This window comes from Geomonas diazotrophica, from assembly GCF_018919385.1.
Taxonomy (GTDB): domain Bacteria; phylum Desulfobacterota; class Desulfuromonadia; order Geobacterales; family Geobacteraceae; genus Geomonas; species Geomonas diazotrophica.
On record NZ_JAHLMF010000020.1, the window covers coordinates 26,783 to 45,473 of the forward strand.

An 18,691-nucleotide genomic window follows, 5' to 3' on the forward strand; every position below is an offset into this window, starting at 1 on the left:
CCTTTCTCGGCGCGTTCACGGCCTATACTCGAACTCACCCAGCCGGTAGCGCTGGGGGGACTTCAGTACCTGCTGCAGCCCGTCATAGGCGAAAGCCCGCTCCACCCTTTGATAGTCGGCACCTGCGGGGATCTTTCCCAATTTCTTGAGGAAATAGAATTCCTCCTTCAAGGGGGGGTGCCCCGAGAGCCTCACGATGACCGGCGCCGCCGGAACGTCGAGGATCTCACGGCGGGTTATCTCGATGACGTGGGTTTGCGGCAGTTTCTGCAGGCGCGGGTTCAGCGACTCGGCATCCTTTGCCGCCCAGAGCGCCGCCTGCTGCAGGTTGGCGTTGCTCTGGCGCAACCAGTTCAGGGCCCGCACCAGGGCGGCGGAAAGTGACAGCGCCGCCTGCGGATCGCGGCGCACCAGGCTCCCCGAAACGAGGAAAAAGTCGCTGCTTGCGCCCCGGAACAGCACCCGCGCCTCCGTGTTCTTGACCAACGTCAGGGTCGGAGCGGGCTCCCAGGCGACGAAGGCGTCCACATCTCCCGCTTCAATCGAGGGGGGCATGGCGTCTATGTCCATCGGGACCAGCCTGACATCCTGCTCGGTCAGACCGACGCTTGCCAGGGCCTGCAGCAGCGTGTGATGCGCCGACGACCCCTCCGGGTACCCCACCCGCTTCCTTTTCAGCTGTGCCAGCAGCGATATGTTCCGTGCCACCACGGAGGTGAAGGTCTTCTTGGTCAGCCCCACCATGCAGACGTCGCTACGGATCGCCATCCTGATGGCGGGCATGTCTCCCACGATCGCGGCACTGAGCGAAGTGCCGATCAGGTCGACCATGTCGTTGCCTTTACGGAAGGGGACCAACTTGAGGGAGTAGCCCGACGCAGCCAGTTCCCGTCTCAGGATGGCATCATGCCCCAGCACCGTCCCGATCATGGCCGCCGGATACCCCAGGGGCTGCACACCGACCTCGATGACCGTGGGTCGGCCGGAGGGTAAAGGGGCTGCGTGGGCACGCCCCAAAGGGATGAGGACCAGCAGAAACAGAATCAGGATGTGCCAGCGTAGTATGAACTGCATGACAAGGTTCTCTCAGGACAGGCCATCGGCGCCGCAGCTTCCTTGGCGGCCAGGCGGCGGTGCGGCTGATGTCAGTGGCGGGGCAGCCGAAACAGTGTCGATATCTGGTTGACGTATCGGCAAACAGGAAAGGTACTTGAGGACTTTAGCAAGGGCGACGGCGGAGACGAAGAGGTTACGGCAGGGGAGGGGAGGAAAGAAAAAAGCCCCCCTGGGAAGGGGGGCTGCGGTCGGTATTACATGAAGTGCCAGATAAGGCCCAGGTCGTAGGAGGTTTCCCGCACCTTGGACCCGAAGGAGAAGGTCCCGCTCGAGTCGGTTTCGCTGATGCTGTTGTCGAGGGCGCACATACCGCCGACATGGGCCTCGAAGCGGCTGGAAAACTGGTACCCGACCCCGAAGGTGAAATGGTGTTCGGCGATGGCCGGGAAGCCGATCATGCGCAGGTACTCGTACAACAGCGTCGGCACCGCGTTTCCCTGCACGTTGCTGGTCCCCGAGGCATCGAACCCTTTGTGCAGGCGGACCGGGCTCTTGCCGTAGTTGTAACCAAGGCGCAGGGTGAGCCCGTCGGGGTCCTTGTACTGCGCCCCCAGGGCGTAGACCCACTGGTTCCTCCAGTCGAAATCCTTGTACCCCTCGGCATCCGCCCAGTTCAGCCACTTCACATCGGCTTCCAGGAGCAGCTGGTCGCTGGGGCGCCAGGCGACGCCGGCCGAGGCGTTGCGCGGCGACTCCATGTCCAGCTCACGCTTTTGCGGCCCGATGCCGAAGTCCGTGACGTTCTGGTGCGACATCTTTTCCTGGGTGGTGTAGCTCGCCCCCAGCGACCAGGAGCCGATGCGGTAGAGGGCCCCGAACTGCTCGCCGAATCCGTAGTTGTGGGCGGTCCCCTCGCCGAGGTCCAGTGAACCGTAGAGCAGGTGCATCGAGGTGCCGATGGAGAAGTCCGGGGTTACCAGGAAGGCAACGTTGGGGGCGAACTTGAGGATCTGCAGCTGGGTGTAGATGTCCCCCTCGCCACCGGGGGTTAACGGGTTGAGATCGATCCCCTTGTTGCGGTAATCGACCCCCATCCCGGTGATGCCGAACATGCCGAGCCCGAAGCGCAGGCGGTCGCTGATCGGGGTGATCATGCCGACCGCCGGGATGACGAAGGGCTCCATGCCGCTCTTGGCCGTCGTCGTGTTGGAGCCGACCCTGACGGTGGCCTTGACTGAGGGGTTGTAGACCGTCGAGGCGAAGACGAACTCGCTGCCGGGGCAGTAGGGGCCCATGCAGACCGCGGCGGGGTTGGCGAAGATGGCGCTGATGGCATCCTGAGGCGCCGCGACGCCGGCTCCACCCATGGCACGTGCCGCGGGCGCCACGCCGATCAGGGTGTCACCGTTGGTTGCCCATGCTTCAGGTAAGGAAAAGGAAAGTACCAGTGCTGCCGCCGCTGCCAGAACCGCCTTCTTCGCCATAAGACCGCCTCAATGAGATAAATTCAAGCGCCTTATAGCATTTTTCTCACAAACTGTAAATCATCCATTTATACGTATACAACGACCAAAGATCACATTTTGCGCGTGCTGGGGCGTTACAACCACCCTTTGCGCTTGAAATACCAGTAGGGAGCGAACCCGGACACAATCATCAGGAAAAGGGCCCAGGGATAGCCAAGTCCCATCTTGAGTTCGGGCATGACATCGAAGTTCATGCCGTAGATGCTGGCCACCAGGGTAGGTGGGAGAAAGACCACCGCCGCGATGGAAAAGATCTTGATGATCTGGTTCTGCTCGATGTTGATGAAGCCCTGGGTCGAGTCCATGAGGAAGTTGATCTTGTCGAACAGGAAGGTGGTGTGCGACATGAGCGTCTCGACGTCCCGGGCGATCTCCCTGAGCGTCTCGGTCTGGTCGGTGCGGTCCCGCAGGTGGCGCAGCAGAAACGAGATGTCCCTCTGGGTATCCATGAGGCAGAGGCGGATCTTCCCGTTGCTGTCCTCGAGCCGGGCCAGTTTCCCAATGGCGTCCTCAAGCTCCGACTTGTCGTCTTCGAGCACCAGGTGGCTCACCCCTTCGAGCTGGCGGTGGATGTCCTCGAGGGTGTCCGCGTGGTTCTCCACCTTCTGGTCGAGCAGGGTGACCAGGAGCTCGGCCGGGGAGCGGCACTCGACGTGCCCCCTGCGGGCGCGCATGCGCAGCAGGCGGAAGTCGGCGAGGTCTCCCTCGCGGATGGTGATCAGGTGCTTTTGCTGCAGGATGCAGGCGACGGTGAGCGTCATGTGACGCCCCTCGCTCTGGGAAAGGAACAGCGGGTGTACGTGGATCCCGGCCGCGTCCACGAAGCAGCGGGCGGAGGTCTCGATCTCGTCTACCTCGTCCGACTCCGGGATGTCGGTGTGCAGCAGCAACTCAAGGAGGTCCCTCTCGTCGTCGTCCGGCTCGTGCGCGTCGATCCAGTCGGCCTTGAGGATCTGGTTCGGGAGGTCTTCCCTCTGGGAATCCATCTCCTTGATGAGCCCGTTGTCTATCTTGAAAAGCCTAAGCATGGTGCGCTCCTGGCAGGTCAGGCGCCGGTGCCGGCCGCGGCAAACCGACCGCCGGATCCTTTTTTTACGGGGTCAACAAGAAGGGCGGCCTCATCGGCCGCCCTTGTCTGTGGTCCTATACTATTTCTGCGTCAGTCGGTGCACGCAGTCGACCATGAAGATGGCGTTTTCGGGGGGGACGGTCGGGAGGATGCCGTGCCCCAGGTTGAAGATGAGGCCCGGTCTGCCGGCGTTCTCGTCAAGCACGCGCTTGACCTCGCGCTCGATGATCTCCTTGGGAGCGAAGAGCACGGTCGGGTCGAGGTTCCCCTGCACCGCCATGTCGCCCAGGATGTCGCGGGCCTTGCCCAGGTTGACGTGCCAGTCGAGGCCCATGACGTCGCCGCCGGCCTGCTTGACGATCTCCAGCATGGTGCCGGCGCCCTTCACGAAGTGGATCACCGGGACGTTGGTGCGGTTCAGGCCGTTGATGAGGCGCTGGGTGTAGGGGAGGACGTAGCGCTCGTAGTCGGACGGGGAAAGCATGCCGCCCCAGGTGTCGAAGATCTGGATGGCCTGTGCGCCGGCTGCTATCTGGGCGTTCAGGTACTCCATGTCCATGGTGGTGATCTTGTCCATGAGGGCCGCGTAGATCTCGGGCTCAGCGTACATCATCTTCTTGAGCGCGGCGAAATCCTTGGATCCCTTCCCTTCGACCATGTAGCAGGCGAGGGTGAAGGGGGCGCCGCCGAAGCCGATCAGGGGCACCTTGGCGGCCAGTTCCTTCCGGAGCAGCTTCACGGCGTCCAGCACGTAGGGGACGTCGGTCTCCATCTTCGGGATCTTGAGCGCCTCGACGTCGGCCATGGTGCGGATCGGCTTGGTGAAGACCGGGCCCGGGGTGAAGTCGAGTTCCATCCCCATCGGCTCGATCGGGGTGAGGATGTCGGAGAAGAGGATCGCGGCATCGACGCCCAGGATGTCCACCGGCTGAATGGTCACCTCAGCGGCGAGTTCCGGGGTCTTGCAGAGTTCCAGGAAGGTGCATTTGGAACGGACGCGCATGTAGTCGGGGAGATAACGGCCAGCCTGGCGCATAAGCCATACCGGCACTCGGTCCACCGGCTTACCCCAACAAGCGTCTAAAAATCGAGTATTCATTGTAATCCTCCTGGGTGAAATTTAGGTATCTCTCGATCAATGCAAAATCTAAAAACCCGATCGTCCTGTGACGTTGACCGTCTCTTCTCCCCCTCGGAGAGGGTGGCCGAAGGCCGGGTGAGGGGTTTGCCTACGCTGCGCCGCCTCTGGGTTGCGCCCCCCTCACCCTGTCCCTCTCCCGGAGGGAGAGGGGACGCGGGTAGGGGAGGGTGTTACTGGTTTCAACGTAGAACGTAGAACGTCAGTTAGTCTTTCTGCTTGCGCTGCACCTTGATCGGCACGTAGTTGCAGAACGGTTCCTCTTCCATGTAGTCGCCGTACACCGCATCGGCGCGGGCGCGGCAGCCGCCGCAGACGTTCAGGTACTCGCAGTCGCCGCACTTCCCTTTGTACGCCTTGAAATCACGGAGATCCTTGAAGATCTCGGAGTTCTCCCAGAGCTCCTTGAAGGGGGTTTCCTTCACGTTGCCAGCGGTGCGGTGGAAGTAGGAGCAGGGTTTCAGGTTGCCGAAGCAGTCGATCAGGCAGATGGTCTGCGCGGCGATGCACCCCTTGCCGCCGCCGGTGGAGAAGGTGAGGGAACGGCGCTCGAACTTCTCCCCTTCCGCTTTCGCCTTCTGCGGCACGATGCGGTAGTAGTGCGGAGCGCAGGTGGGACGCATGAGGATGTCGTCCTCGATCTTCTCCTGGTGGTAGTGCCAGTCGAGGATCTCCTCGTAGTCCTCCTTGGAGATCAGTTCGCTCATGATATCCTCGCCGCGGCCGGTCGGGACGATCATGAACATGTACCAAGCGGTGGCACCGATGGACTTGGCCACCTTGAAGGTGTTGGCGATGTCGGTCTGGTTCCTCTTGGTGAAGGAGGAGTTGACAAGGAACTTCTGGCCGTGCTTTCTGAAGAGCTCGGCGGCCTTCATCACGCCGTCGAAGGCGCCCGGGCACTGGCGGAAGTCGTCGTGCACGGCGGCGTTGGAGCCGTCCAGCGACAGCGACACCATCTTGATGTCCGCCTTCTTCATCTTCTCGCAGACCTCGTCGGTGACCAGCGACCCGTTGGTCGCCATGCACATCCTGAGGCCGAGCGAGGTGCCGTACTCGGCCAGTTCGAAGATATCCGGCCTCATCAGCGGCTCGCCGCCGGAGAGAACCACGACCGGCTTGGAGAAGTCGGCGATTTCCTTGAGGAGCTTCTTCCCTTCCTCGGTGGTGAAGTCACCTTCCGACGAAGTCATCTCGGACGAGCAGCGGCAGTGCACGCATTTGAGGTTGCAGCGCTGGGTGGTTTCCCAGGCGATCCATTTGGGTACGAACTCTTCGGCCATGGCATCTCCAATAGTTACCCTGGAAAGCGTTGCTATGCGGCGGGGGGCTAATCGACTCGGGCAGGGAACGAATTCACGCCAAAAACGGTCGGCTCTGCGACAAGGTACGCTCGGTTTGCCGCCTTCGCGACACGGCGCCGGAAGGGGGCATCCAGGAGGTAAAAAGTTTACTGCAAACTTTACTATGAATGACTCGGTAAACTCAAGAAGAATCGCTTATTCCGCCATCTTGCGGTTGAAGGTGTATACGGCGATGGTGAAACAGAGGGCGGCGCTCAGCACCAGGTTCACCAGGTACTGTGACGGGATTGCTCCAGTGAGGAGCGCGTCGCGCGCTCCCTCGAATACAGCGGTGGTGGGAAGAAGCTGTATCAGCGGCAGGATGGATGGTGGGTAGGATGAAAGCGGGAAGAAGATGCCCGCCATGAAGATGAGCGGCACGATTACCACCGATTGCACCCGTCCGATGTTCTCCGGCTTGTCTATGACAGTACCGCAGATGGTGCCGAGACAGGAAAAGGTCATGGATGACAGTGCGATGCACAAAAGGTACATCGGCAGGTGAGCGTACTCGATGCGGAACGGGGTGAGGAGGAGGATGACCAGGAAGACCACGGTCCCCTTGACCGCCCCCTGGGAGAAGCCGGAGAAGATCTTGCCGATGACGATGTCGTACACGGTGACCGGGGTGACCCGGTATTCCTCGATGGTGCGCTGCACCTTGCGGTGGAACCACATGCTCCAGGAGCTCTCGTCGAACGCGGCGTTCACCGCCGTCATCGAGATGAGCCCGGGCGCTATGAAGAGAGGGTAGGGGACGCCGTTCACGTCGGTGATGTACCCCTTGAGCCCGAAGCCGAAGGCGAGGTAGAGGGTGAGCGGGTAGGCGATCACGGAGACGAGCTCCGAGATGATGCTGCGCCGCAAGACCAGCATGTCCCTGCCCCAGATGGAAAAAGCGCCTTTGAACATGAAAGAACCCGCAGAATCCGTTCTAGGTTCTACGTTCTATGTCCTACGTTTGAAGGCCCAGAACCTGGAACGTAGGACATAGAGCGTAGAACGGTTTCATTGCTACTCCCTGACTTTCTCCCCGGTCAGCGAGATGAACACGTCCTCCAGGGTGGGCTCCTTCAGGCAGATGCGGCGGATGTCGGGGCCGGTGAGGTGGTCCATGAGCGGCTTTATCGACTCTTCGTCGGCCAGGGTGATCTGGAACAGGCTCCCGTCGCGCTCGACTCCCTTGACGAACGGAAGCCCGGCCAGCACCCCCTGGTAACGGTCGGCATCGCGCCGGAACTCAACCTGGTAGGTATGCGCCCGGGAGAAGGCGTCCTTCAACTCCCCGGCGGTGCCGTCAGCGAGGGTCTTGCCGTGATCCATGATCATGATCCGGTCGCACAGGGCATCGGCCTCGTCCATGTAGTGGGTGGTCAGAAAGACGGTCATGCTCCGGCGCAGGCCGCGGATGTGATCCCAGAGGGAGCGCCTGGACTGCGGGTCGAGGCCGGTGGTCGGCTCGTCGAGAAAGAGCACCCGGGGTTCGTGCACCAGGGCGCGTGCCACCACCAGACGGCGCTGCATCCCGCCGGAAAAGGTGTCGGGAAAATCGTACTGGCGCGCGGCGAGCCCGGTCATATCCAATAGCTCGTCGATGCGCGGGTTGTAGGCCGCCGGCCGCATGCCGTGCAGCTTCGCGTGCAGGGCCAGGTTCTCGCGCGCGGTCAGGTAGCGGTCCAGGTTGTTCTCCTGGGGGACCACGCCGATCATCCGGCGCACCTCCTTTCCCGCCGTGAGGACGCTGTGCCCCTCGACGAAGGCGTCGCCGAGGGTAGGGCGCATGAGGGTGGTGAGGATCTTTATGAGGGTGGTCTTCCCGGCGCCGTTGGGCCCCAAGAGCCCGAAGACGGTGCCCCGCTGCACCTCCAGGGAGAATTCGTCGACGGCCGTGAACCCGTCGTAGCTCTTGGTGATGTCATGCAGCGTGATGGCGTGGGTCATGACCGCCCCAAACAGGGATAAAAGGGATAAAGGCGATAACACGGACAAACGGGATGAAAGGGATTAAGAGACAAGCGATGAAGCGGAAGCGGAAACGCTCTCATCCCCTGCATCCCTGTTTGTTTTTTTACTGCAGCGGAAAGAGAAGGGAGAAGGTGCTCCCGCTTCCTTCGGCCCCTTCCACCCAGACCACACCCTCGTGGGCCTCCATGATGCCGCGCACGATGGAGAGCCCGAGTCCCGACCCCTTGGACATGAAGGCGGTGTCGCCGGAGGAGTGGTGCGCGATGTCTCCGACCCCGTAGAACTTGTCGAAGATCCTGACCCGCTCGTCGGGGGGGATACCTATCCCGTTGTCGCGCACCTGCAGCAGGTAGTAGCTCTGGGCCGTGGCGAAGTTGTTGGGGAAGGCCGAATAGAACTGACGCAGGGTCGGGGTCAGCTCCTTGAGCTGTGCATGCTTCACCACCCGGCCGGTGAGCCGGACCTCCCCCCCGTCGTGGGTGAACTTGATCGCGTTTTCCAGGAGGTTGCGGATCGCCAGGGTGACGAACCCCTCGTCGACCGGCACGTCGGTCTCGTCGCCGCCGATGATCACGCCGATGTGCCGCTCGGAAAGCGGCAGCGCGAAAAGGCTGTGCACCTCGCGACAGACCTGCATCAGGTTTGCGGGCTTCTTCTGCGCCAGCGGCCCCTGGGTCTCGATCCTGGATATGGAAAGGAGGTCCTCGACCAGCTTTCTGAGCTGCACCGTCCCCTCGTAGACCGAGGAGAGGATGCTGTGCTGCTCCGGCGTCATCGGGATCCCGGAAAACTTCAGCAGGAACTCGGCCCCCCCCATGATGGAGGTGATCGGGGTCTTGAGCTCGTGGGAGGCGATGCCGATGAAGTTGTTCTTGGCGGTGTTGAGCCGCCCCAGCTCGATGTTGGCCCGCTTCACCTTCTGCAGGTTTTCCTTGAGCTCCATCTTGCTCTTGTACAGCTCCTCGGCCTTCTCCTTCATCTTGTCGTAGAGGCTGTAGTTGTCGATGAGTACGGCGAGCTGCCCGGCGATGGAGCAGAGCAGGAAGACGTCGCGGTCGCTGTAGCTGCGCCCCGATTGGGTCCCCACCGTCATCACCCCCATCACTTCCTGCCCGATCTTCAGGGGGACCGTGCACCAGGAGTGCAGCCCCATGGCAGCGGCCGCCTTCTTGGCCTTGTCCGGGAAGCGCGCATCCGGCTCCTCGCCCAGAAACGGCCGACCGCTCTGCGCCAGCCTGTTCCACTCCTCACCCGCGGGGAGCGACTTCATGGCCTTCTCGAATGCGGGGGACAGCCCCAACGAGGCGCGCATCCTGAGCCGTCCTCCCTCGAAGAGGTGGATGCAGGAGAAGTCCATCTGCAGCATGTTGTGCAGCTGGAACAGGAGGTCTCCCATCACCTTTTCCACCCCCTTGGTGTACTGCAGGCGGAAGGCCACCGCGTACAGGGTGAGGAGCTCCCGGTCGCTGGTCCGCTTCTCCTCCTCGACCTCGCGCCGCTTGGTGATGTCCTTGATGATATGGACGAAGCCTCGGTCGTTTCCTTCGATGCGCATGGGGTAACTGGTCACGTTGTACCAGCCGCTCAGGTTGGGGAAACGGATGTCCTCGTCGGTTTCCCCCTGGCTGTGCAGGAAGCGGAACACCTCCCCATCGGGCTGCTCCCCTCCGAAGAAGATCTCGTCGATGCGCTTGCCGAGCACGGCATCGTACCCGCCGGGGAAGTAGGCCTTGACCCGGCCGTTGCAGCGGGAGATGACCCCCTCGGCGTCTGTGATGATGATCAGGTCGGAGACGGCGTCGAAAACCGATTCCCACTCCGCCTTGCCGCGGCGCACCTTGTCCTGGGTCTGCCGGTGGGTCCGGCGTTCCGCGGCCTCGCGCAACTCGCGTTCCACAACCGGCACCAGGCGGGCCAGGTTCCCTTTCATCAGGTAGTCGTTGGCCCCCGACTTCATCGCGGCGACGGCCAGGTCCTCCCCGATCTTCCCGGAAACGATGATGAAGGGTATGTCCTGACCGCTCTCGTGCAGCACCTGGAGCGCACCCGGGGCGTCGAAGGAGGGCATGCGGTAGTCGGAAATGACGACGTCCCACTTGCGCCCCTCCAGGGCGAGCCGCATCCCCTCCGCAGTCTCCACCCTCTGGTGCTCCAGCTTGTAGCCGCCGTGCGTCAGTTCCCGGATCAGCAGCAGGCTGTCTTCCAGCGAATCCTCAACCAGCAGAAGTTTGAGCTCTTTGGATGCCATGTCTAAACCCAATTGACAATTGACACAGGACAATTGACAACGCTTTTTTTAACAAACGGTATATGCACCAAGGACAAAAGCCGCTGTCATGTTTCGGCAGCGGCCCATTGACTACGGACTTTCGTTGTCAATTGTCAATTCTCCATTGACAACCGACGTCGTTCATTGTCGACGGTCAACGGTCCATTGTCAATTGCCCGGGCCGGCTTTTCGTTGTCAATTATCAACTGACTTGCAGCCGAGGGTGAAATATAGGGTCGCGCCTTGCCCGGGTGCGCTTTCGGCCCAGATCCTGCCGCCATGGCGGGTCACGATGCGCTGGGCTATGGCAAGCCCGACGCCGCTCCCCTCGAACTCGTCGGCACGGTGCAGCCTATGGAACACCGTGAAGAGCTTCTCCGCGTAGGCCATGTCGAAACCGGCGCCGTTGTCGCTGACGAAGTAGATGCGCTCCCCGTTCTCTTCCTTTTGCCCGAAACGGATACGGGCCTCAGGGGTCTTTGAGCTGAACTTCCAGGCGTTGCCGATCAGTATCTCGAGGAGCTGCCGGACCAGCTTCGGGTCGGCCTCCGCCCTGACCCCCTCGGCGATCTCGAACTCTACCCGTCGCTCAGGCTCCTTGTGTTTCAGCTCCAGGGAGATCACCTGGGCCTTTACGCTGAGATCGACTTCCCGCGGCTCCAGCTCGGACCGTCCCGCCCGCACCAACTGCAGCACCGCATCGATGAGCTGCGCCATCTTCCCGGTCGCCAGGCAGATCCGGGTCAGGTACTCCTGCCCCTGGTTACCGAGCACTTCGCCGTAATCGTCCAGCAGCGCGCGGCTGAACCCGTCGATGTGTCTCAGGGGGGCCCGCAGGTCGTGGGAGACGGAATAGCTGAAGGCCTCCAGCTCACGGTGCGCCGCCTCCAGCTGTACCAACTGCTCGGCCACCTGGCGCCGCAACACCGCCTGGTCCGGCCCCTCCGGGCCCGGCTCGATCCGCCGCGCCAGTACCAGGTGGGCCGGCTCCCCCTGGAAGGTGACCGGGTGCCAGGTGAGCTGCAGCTGCAGCTCCGCGCCGTCCTGGCTGCGCTGCAGGCAGGAAACTACCTGGTCTTTTCCACCGGTGGGGGGCTCTATCGGACCGAGGCGAGCGAGTTCCAGTTCCAGGAACTGGCTGCGACGGTAGCCGTACAGCCTGAGCGCCGCCTCGTTCACCGCCAGAAATCGTCCGGTGTCGCGGTGACAGACCCACATCGCCTCAGGGTTTTCCTCGAACAACTCGCGGTATCCCGCATCGCTTTCTTGCAGCGCCACGTACCCTCCCATCCCAAGATCATGTCAACGAAACTGCCGGCACTCCCATGAGAGGGTTCCCCTCTCCGACGCTGCTCCACTTTACTACATTTGCCAGGAGAAAAAAGCAGAATAATTAGAGAAAGTTTTAAAAAACCCTCCTCGTTTGCCACCCCGCGTACGACTAATGAAGCGGCAGCCTTTACTCCTCCGGATCCTCCGGCTGGGCGGGAAGCAAAATGGTGAAGACGCTCCCGGCACCCGGCTCGCTTTCGGCCCAGATGTAGCCGCCGTGGGCGTCGACCGCCTTCCTGCAGAAGGCAAGCCCCAGACCGGTGCCGCGGGTTTTTCCCTGGCGGCGGTTTCTGGCCTGGACGAAGCGGTCGAAGATGGATCCCAGCGACTCCTCGGGAATGCCGACCCCGCTGTCGCGCACCCTGATCCGGACGAAGTCTCCTGCCTCGGGAAGCTGCTGCGGCGCGTAGTTTTGCTCCGGGACCTTTCCCGTCACCGTGGCCGGATCATGCACCAGGTCGGCGGAAACCTCGATCTCCCCCCCTTCGGGCGTGAACTTCACCGCGTTGGAGAGGAGATTCCCCATGATGCGGTTGAAGGAGGAACGGTCCACCGAGACGGGAGGCAGGCCGGAGGGTAGGGTGGTGAACAGCCTGATGGCGCCGCGTTGCGCCAGCGTCTGGAACTTGGTGACACTGCGGTTGACCAGGGAGGCCGGATCCTCGTCCCTGAAGGTGAGCTTCATCTTGCCCGCCTCGAACTTGTGGATGCCGAGCAGGGTGTCGATCATCTCCACCATCTCCTCGCAGCTCTCGATGGCGGCGTTCAGGTACTCCCGCTGGTCCTCGGTGATCGGGCCGAGCTTCGCCTCGCGCACCAGGTCGATGGAGCCGACTACCGCGGTGATCGGGGACTTCAGGTCGTGCGACAGCATGCTGACGAAGTCCTCCTTTTCCTGCTCCAGTTCCTTGAGCTTCGAGATGTCGCGGATGATCTCGACGCTTCCGACCAGTGCGCCGGCCGCGTTTTTGAGCGGCGCTGCCGAGGAAAGCACCGGCACCAGCTGCCCCCCGATCTGGAGCTGGTAGGCGACGTCCAGGCACGGCTCCCCGGTGCGCAACGCGGTCCGGGCCGGCAGCTCCCCCCCCGGCACCTCCCCCTTGAGCACCTCTTCCAGGACCTTCCCCTTGATATCCCCCTCGCCGGAGAGGACGCCCTCCGCCTGGCGGCTCGCCATGATGATGGTACCCTGCAGGTCCACCGCCAGCAGGAGGTCCGCCATCCCCTGGAGTACCGTCGCCATCTTGAGGCGCTCCTCGTCCAACTGCCTCTGCAGCCTGGCGTTCTCCTTCCTGGTCCGGTCGATGCCGATGGCGCGCTCCACCTTCTGCAGCATGTCCTCCGCGGCGAAAGGCTTCGAGATGTAGTCGAGCGCACCCTTCTTCATCGCGTCCACCGCGATGTCCTCGCTGCCGTGTGCGGTCATCATCACGACCGGGGTCTGGTCGCTGCGGATGCGGCTCAGCACCTCCAGGCCGTCCATGCGGGGCATCTTGATGTCCAGCATGATCAGGGAGAAATGCTCGCGCTCGACCGCCTCCAGCGCCTCCACCCCGTCGCGGGCCCGCTCCGTCTCGAAGCCGGCGTCTTCCAGCTGCAGCTTGAGGATGAGGGCGATATCCGCCTCGTCATCGACTATGAGAATCTTGTCCTTTTGCATCTGTCTCCCCTATGATTGGCACGGTGAAGCTGAAGGTGTTGCCGCGCTCCTGGGCTGCGGTGTAGAAGATCCGGCCGTGATGGCGCTCGACGATCTCCTTGCAGATGGCGAGCCCCAGGCCGGTACCCCCCACCTTGCCGCGCTCCTGGCACTCTATCTGCTGGAATTTCTTGAAAAGCTTGTCTCGATCCGACCACTGGATCACGCGCCCCTTGTCGGCCACCGATACCACCACGTAGTTCCCTTCCTGCTCCGCGCTGATCATGACCACCTTCCCCTCGGGCGAAAACTTCACCGCGTTGGAAAGGAGGTTGGTGATCACCTGGATCAGGCGATCGCTGTCGCCGTACACCCTTGGGAGGTGCTCGCCGACGGTGTTAACGATGGTGATGTCCCGTCCCATGGCGTAGGACTTGATCTCCTCGACGGCGTACACGGTGAGCTCGCCGATGGAGACCGGCTTGAACTTGAAGACCATCCCCCCCGACTCGATGCCGGAGATATCCAGTATCTCGCTGATCAGCCGAATCAGCCGCTGCGTGTTGCGGAAGCAGACGGTGAGTAGCTGCCGCTCGGTGTCCGTCAGCCACTTGCTCCGGGTCAAGAGGAGCTGCAGCGATCCCTTGATGGAGGTGAGCGGCGTCTTGAGCTCGTGCGAGACGGTCGAGATGAACTCCGTCTTCATGCGGTCCACCTGCTGCTCCACGGTGACGTCGCGGATGGAAAGGACGATGCCGGCGAAGTTGCCGAACTCGTCGGTGAGCGAGGAGAGGTAGACGTAAAGCCTCTTCCCCTTCACCGTCAGTTCCTCCTTGGCCCCCCCCCCGCGCTCCGGCTGCGCCAGCTCCCTTATGCGCTCCAGCAGGGGGGTGAAGCCGACCAGTTCGCAGACCTGCTCTATGGGCTGCCCGACCACGCGATGCGGCACCAACTCGAAGAGCTGCTGTGCGGCCGGGTTGAAGAGCACCACCCGGTTGTTCAGGTCGGTCACCACCACCGCTTCGGCCAGGCTGGTCAGCACCGCTTCCAGCCTCCCCATCTCCATGACCAGGGCCGAGGTCCGATCGTCCACCATCCGTTCCAGCTGCTCGTTCAGCTCCTGCAGATCGCTGGTCTTTTTGTTGATGATGGAATCGCGCTCCTTGAGCGCCTGCACCATCTTGTTGAAGGAGGAGGCCAGCACCCCTACCTCGTCGTCCTGGTGCCCCTCTACCCGCTGGTCCAGGTCGCCCTGTTCGATCTTCCTGGCGCTCGCCGCCAGCTGCCGCAGCGGGCCGGTCAAGTGGCGGGAGGCGAGGAAGGCCAGGCCGAAAGAACAGAGGATGCCGATGAAGGCGGAGGCGAGGATGTTCTCCAGGTTTTCACGTTTCGTTTCGCTGAACCGTTCCGTGGCCACGGCGACCGAAATGGAGCCGACGAATTCGCCGCGGCTGTTCAGGATAGGATCGATCACCGTCTCGTAGTCTCGGGATCCGATGCGGGCCTCCCCCCTGTACACCTCGCCCCGCTCCAGCACGTCGATGACCTTGGGGGACAGGGTGGAGGTGTCCCGCAGGGTTCTAGGAAGGCTGCTGGCGATGCGCAGGTCCCGCTGGGTTATGCTGACCTCGACATCGCTGCCGGACACCTCCTGCAGGTCGCTGGGAAGGGTCGCGTGGCTGTTCAGAATCTCCCCGGCGACGAAGCAGCCGAGGATGCTGCCGTCGCTCCCGAGCACCGGGACCGCCACCGTGTTCACCAGCGCCTCCGCGTTGCTCTCCTGTTCGCAGTAGCGCTTTGCCCCTGCCTGACAGAGGACGGCGGCCGGCAGGATCTCTGTCGAGTTCACCACCCGTTTTCCCGCCAGGGCCTGGTCCAGCACCCCGGCAATGTACAGTTCCTCGCCGCCGGAGCCGTTGTCGGTGCCGGCCACGATCCTTTTTTTGCCGTCCAGCACCAGCAGGAAGTCCAGGTAGGGGAGCACCTGGTGCACCACCTTCAGCCGATCGTCCAGCCAGGCCCGGTCTTTGGCCGTGAGGTGTTCCTGCACCAACCGCGAGGTAGCCGGCTGCAGCAGCGAATACTTGACCACCTTGGCGCGGTCCAGGTATTGGCTGCGGGCGTAGGTGAGGTTGGTATCCAGGTTACGGTCGACCTCTGTGCGCAGGGATGCGCTCATGGTCTTCATGGTCGAGTAGATCAGGGTGGAATAGGAGATGAGGAGAATGGCGAGAATGGACAGGAGCAGTTTGGTTCTTATGCCAAAGCGTGGTTGCATACCCATCCTTGAAAAGCAGATTAAGACTGAGATTAAGAGAAAGAAACCCCGGGGCGGACCACAAACTTAATCTCAATCTTTATCTTAATCTGTATTAAGATAAAGAAACCCCGGGTGGGACCACAAACTTAATCTCAATCTTAATCTTAATCTTAATCTGTTCCTAAGCTCCTTCGGCCTTGAGGTTCCTGGTCATGAGCTCCAGGACCGCTTCGCGCGCCGGCTTGTTCTGGTAGAGCATCTGGTACATCTTTTCGATGATCGGCATCTCGACCCCCAGCTTCTTGGCCAGGTTGTACGCCGATTCCGTGGTCTTGACCCCTTCGGCCACCATGCGCATCTCGCCGAGTATCTCGTCGAGGCGCCGCCCCTGCCCGATCTGGATGCCGACGCTGCGGTTCCTGGACAGGTCGCCGGTGCAGGTGAGCACCAGGTCCCCCATCCCGGCCAGCCCCGCGAAGGTGGCCGGCTGCGCCCCCATGGCAAGCCCCAGGCGGGTCATCTCGGCAAGGCCGCGGGTGATGAGTGCCGCCCGGGTGTTGCTACCGAAGCCGAGGCCGTCCGAGATACCCGCGGCGATGGCGATGACGTTCTTGATGGCGCCTCCGAGCTCGACTCCCACCACGTCCGAGTTCCGGTAGACCCGGAAGAAGCTGGTGGTGAAGGCCTCCTGCACCCGGCGGGCGACCTCATCGGTCGCCGCGGCGGCCGCGACGGCGGTAGGCATCTCCTGCGCCACTTCCCGTGCGAAGCTCGGGCCGGAGAGGGCGGCGAACCTGGCGTACATCTCGGGAGGAAGGATCTCCTGGTAGATCTCGGAAACCGTGGCGAGGGTATCCACCTCGATCCCCTTGGATGCGGAGACTATGACCGCCTCGCTGGGGATGAAGGGGAGGGAGCCGGTTATCACCCGGCGCACCAACTGGGAGGGGACCACGCAGAGCACCATGGTGCAGCCGCGGTACGCTTCCTCCAGATCGTTGGTGAACGCGAGCCTCTCGTGCAGCTTGATCCCGGGGAGGAACAGGTCGTTCTCCCGTGTCTCGCGCATGGTGAGGACCAGTTCGGACTCGTAGGCCCAAAGGGTGACCTCGTGCCCCTTCTTGGCGAGCAGGTCGGCCAGCGTGGTCCCCCAGCTGCCGGCACCTATGACTGCAACTTTCTCTAGCATCTATTCAAGCCCTCTTACCGAATATCTAGCCCTCATGAGGACTTCATTGTAGCACAGATGATTGAAATTCCCCTCCAAAAGGGAAGTGAAAGCGAGGTACTCCCGCCGGTACCGGAACCGCGCTCCGGGTCTGGAGTGGGAGATCTTCTTCCTACAGCTCTTCGACCGCCCTCAGCGTCGGTTCTTCGCCCCGCTCCAGCGATTCGCGGGCGATCTCCATGCTCTCCATGGCGAAGCGGCGCAGGAACGGGTGCAGATGGAGCGGCAGCGGGTTGTCGACCAGGCTGTCGGCAAGTCCCGCGACCCGTGCCACCTCGAAGTTGTCCCTGCCGCAGCGGCGCATGAGGTCCGCGCTCACCAGCAACCGCTCCCTGATCAGCTCCAGCTCCGGTGCCAGGAGCTCGCGGCAGAAGCGCTCCAGCACCTGCTCCCCTTTGCCGCTGCGGTACTCCTCGGCGAAGTCATAGACCCGCTGCTCGGCCATGAACCAGCCGGAGAAGAATGTGTCGGCGAAGAGCCGCTGGGCCAGTTGCTCCCCTTCCTGGAAGCTGAGCCGGCGCGAGCGGGGGAGGTCGGCGAGTTTTTCGGTAAAGCGGGCCGGGGTCATGTCTTCGCCGGCGAAGATGCCGCGCCTCATGTAGAAGTCGGCGGGGAGGTAGCAGAGGTCGCGGCTCCAGTAAAGGGCGTCGCGCACCAGCTCCAAAAGGTACTCCGGAGCCACCTCGATCAGGTCGTCCTGCATGCGGAAGCCTTCGACCTCTGCCTGGAAGTTGTCCAGGGTCAGGTCCCCGGCGCCCCATGCCGCAAGTACCCCGCGCCGCTCGTGCACCTGCATGTACAGCACGCTCACGGTGTCGGGACCGGCCCAGCGGGACAGGAGCAGCGAACGGTAACCGTCCCCATCGGGCGGGGTCGCATAGCCGGAATGGAAGGGGAGCAGCTTGCGCGGCTGCGGCACGGCGACGCCCAGGAAGCGGAGCCTGCGCAGTGCCTTTTCCGCGAAGGGAGCCAGTTCCGCGTCGCAGTCGGCCAGGAAGTCCTGCAGCACGGTGGCCGCCCGGGGGTCCCTGATTTTGCCCAGTGCCGCCAGGGCGGAGCGCACGATGTCGCGGTCCTCGTGCCAGAGCATCGCCTCCAGCAGGCGGGGTGACTGACTGTCGCCCGAGTGGCACAGCTCGCGGATCACGATCTGCTGCACCTCGGCAGGGTAGGAGAGGAAGTCGTCCAGGAAGGTGACCATCCCTTCCTCGCCCAGTTGCATGGCGCCCTGGACCTGCTGTCCCAGAGACGTGCCGCCGGAGCCTGTTTTTTCCTGCCTGAAGGGGGGTGAGTTGACATCGACGCCGTAACCTTCCAGCGCGATCATGAGGGCGGCCTTGCCGTCGGCAGAGAGGTCCTGGCGCTTGAGCGCTATCTGGATCAGCTGGTCGAGCCAGTCGCTGGTGTCGAAGAAGTCCAGGACATAGGCGTACTTGGTGATCAATTCGCCCGAGTTCTCGCGCCAAAGCTCCCGCACCAGCGGTCGCAGCGCCCGTTTGCCGGCCTGCTGGAACTTCTGGCCGATCCGCTCCATCTCGTGGATGGAGATGCCGTCACCTTTGAGCCGCACCAGGAGATCCAGAATGTCGCGACGCTCCTTCAGGGAGTTATCTACCTTCTCGCACTGTTGCATGGGCCTACCCTTTTTCACTGCATGGCACCCCTCCAAAAGGAGGGCAAAGATTGCATGTTCGACGGAAAACGCTGTGCTGCTCTTCGCGGGCGGGGTTCCGCCTCGTGCATCTGGCCTATCTTCGCAATAGAGGACACGTTAGAAACCCTTATGCTGCCATCTTCAACTCCTGCTGCTCGAACTCTTCTGGGGAGCAATAGCCAATGGCAGAGTGTAGCCTCTTGCGATTGTAA

The 18,691-nt window shown here is 62.5% G+C and carries 14 protein-coding genes; all 14 read right to left on the bottom strand.

Features of this window, described 5'->3' with window-relative positions; translation table 11 throughout:
* Window positions 1–15: 15 nt before the first annotated feature.
* On the bottom strand, window positions 16–1,074 hold the full coding sequence (locus tag KOM00_RS18755) for an ABC transporter substrate-binding protein (protein ID WP_216500546.1): 1,059 nt from the start codon (window positions 1,072–1,074) through the stop codon (window positions 16–18).
* Between the two features lie 236 nt (window positions 1,075–1,310).
* Window positions 1,311–2,540 carry an OmpP1/FadL family transporter gene (locus KOM00_RS18760; RefSeq protein ID WP_216500547.1) on the bottom strand — a complete coding sequence of 410 codons (1,230 nt, stop codon included), beginning with the start codon at window positions 2,538–2,540 and terminating at the stop codon, window positions 1,311–1,313.
* 116 nt (window positions 2,541–2,656) lie between these two features.
* Entirely contained in the window at window positions 2,657–3,610 is a 954-nt protein-coding gene (corA, locus tag KOM00_RS18765) for a magnesium/cobalt transporter CorA (protein ID WP_216500548.1), read from the bottom strand.
* A 120-nt stretch (window positions 3,611–3,730) separates the two neighbouring features.
* Complete coding sequence (hemE, locus tag KOM00_RS18770) at window positions 3,731–4,750, bottom strand: uroporphyrinogen decarboxylase (RefSeq protein WP_216500549.1); 1,020 nt, start codon at window positions 4,748–4,750, stop codon at window positions 3,731–3,733.
* 245 nt (window positions 4,751–4,995) lie between these two features.
* Complete coding sequence (locus KOM00_RS18775; protein ID WP_216500550.1) at window positions 4,996–6,072, bottom strand: radical SAM/SPASM domain-containing protein; 1,077 nt, start codon at window positions 6,070–6,072, stop codon at window positions 4,996–4,998.
* Window positions 6,073–6,288: 216 nt separating this feature from the next.
* Window positions 6,289–7,044 carry an ABC transporter permease gene (locus tag KOM00_RS18780; protein WP_216500551.1) on the bottom strand — a complete coding sequence of 252 codons (756 nt, stop codon included), beginning with the start codon at window positions 7,042–7,044 and terminating at the stop codon, window positions 6,289–6,291.
* 102 nt (window positions 7,045–7,146) lie between these two features.
* Window positions 7,147–8,073 (bottom strand): ABC transporter ATP-binding protein, encoded by a 927-nt coding sequence (locus KOM00_RS18785; protein WP_216500552.1) that lies wholly within the window; start codon window positions 8,071–8,073, stop codon window positions 7,147–7,149.
* Between the two features lie 127 nt (window positions 8,074–8,200).
* Window positions 8,201–10,345, bottom strand: coding sequence for a hybrid sensor histidine kinase/response regulator (locus KOM00_RS18790; protein WP_216500553.1), 2,145 nt, complete (start codon window positions 10,343–10,345; stop codon window positions 8,201–8,203).
* Between the two features lie 216 nt (window positions 10,346–10,561).
* Entirely contained in the window at window positions 10,562–11,644 is a 1,083-nt protein-coding gene (locus tag KOM00_RS18795) for an ATP-binding protein (protein WP_216500554.1), read from the bottom strand.
* Between the two features lie 181 nt (window positions 11,645–11,825).
* Window positions 11,826–13,358, bottom strand: a complete 1,533-nt coding sequence (locus KOM00_RS18800; RefSeq protein WP_216500555.1) for a hybrid sensor histidine kinase/response regulator — start codon at window positions 13,356–13,358, stop codon at window positions 11,826–11,828.
* On the bottom strand, window positions 13,327–15,615 hold the full coding sequence (locus KOM00_RS18805; protein WP_216500556.1) for an ATP-binding protein: 2,289 nt from the start codon (window positions 15,613–15,615) through the stop codon (window positions 13,327–13,329). Before KOM00_RS18805 ends, KOM00_RS18800 begins: the two co-directional genes overlap by 32 nt.
* 163 nt (window positions 15,616–15,778) lie before the next feature.
* The gene (locus KOM00_RS18810) at window positions 15,779–16,786 is read right to left on the bottom strand and encodes an NAD(P)H-dependent glycerol-3-phosphate dehydrogenase (RefSeq protein ID WP_216500557.1); all 1,008 of its coding nucleotides are present in this window, start codon (window positions 16,784–16,786) and stop codon (window positions 15,779–15,781) included.
* A 151-nt stretch (window positions 16,787–16,937) separates the two neighbouring features.
* On the bottom strand, window positions 16,938–18,458 hold the full coding sequence (locus KOM00_RS18815; protein ID WP_216500558.1) for a HEAT repeat domain-containing protein: 1,521 nt from the start codon (window positions 18,456–18,458) through the stop codon (window positions 16,938–16,940).
* A gap of 148 nt (window positions 18,459–18,606) precedes the next feature.
* A partial coding sequence (locus KOM00_RS21090) for an IS3 family transposase (protein WP_407931683.1) occupies window positions 18,607–18,691 on the bottom strand: 85 nt, incomplete at its 5' end.

What these genes read in the sequence shown, in the direction of transcription:
- KOM00_RS18805 (WP_216500556.1), bottom strand. Translation starts at nt 15,615, where the DNA reads ATGCAACCACGCTTTGGCATAAGAACCAAACTGCTCCTGTCCATTCTC.
- KOM00_RS18780 (WP_216500551.1), bottom strand. Translation starts at nt 7,044, where the DNA reads ATGTTCAAAGGCGCTTTTTCCATCTGGGGCAGGGACATGCTGGTCTTG.
- KOM00_RS18790 (WP_216500553.1), bottom strand. Translation starts at nt 10,345, where the DNA reads ATGGCATCCAAAGAGCTCAAACTTCTGCTGGTTGAGGATTCGCTGGAA.
- KOM00_RS18810 (WP_216500557.1), bottom strand. Translation starts at nt 16,786, where the DNA reads ATGCTAGAGAAAGTTGCAGTCATAGGTGCCGGCAGCTGGGGGACCACG.
- KOM00_RS18785 (WP_216500552.1), bottom strand. Translation starts at nt 8,073, where the DNA reads ATGACCCACGCCATCACGCTGCATGACATCACCAAGAGCTACGACGGG.
- corA (WP_216500548.1), bottom strand. Translation starts at nt 3,610, where the DNA reads ATGCTTAGGCTTTTCAAGATAGACAACGGGCTCATCAAGGAGATGGAT.
- KOM00_RS18760 (WP_216500547.1), bottom strand. Translation starts at nt 2,540, where the DNA reads ATGGCGAAGAAGGCGGTTCTGGCAGCGGCGGCAGCACTGGTACTTTCC.
- KOM00_RS18800 (WP_216500555.1), bottom strand. Translation starts at nt 13,358, where the DNA reads ATGCAAAAGGACAAGATTCTCATAGTCGATGACGAGGCGGATATCGCC.
- KOM00_RS18775 (WP_216500550.1), bottom strand. Translation starts at nt 6,072, where the DNA reads ATGGCCGAAGAGTTCGTACCCAAATGGATCGCCTGGGAAACCACCCAG.
- hemE (WP_216500549.1), bottom strand. Translation starts at nt 4,750, where the DNA reads ATGAATACTCGATTTTTAGACGCTTGTTGGGGTAAGCCGGTGGACCGA.
- KOM00_RS18815 (WP_216500558.1), bottom strand. Translation starts at nt 18,458, where the DNA reads ATGCAACAGTGCGAGAAGGTAGATAACTCCCTGAAGGAGCGTCGCGAC.
- KOM00_RS18755 (WP_216500546.1), bottom strand. Translation starts at nt 1,074, where the DNA reads ATGCAGTTCATACTACGCTGGCACATCCTGATTCTGTTTCTGCTGGTC.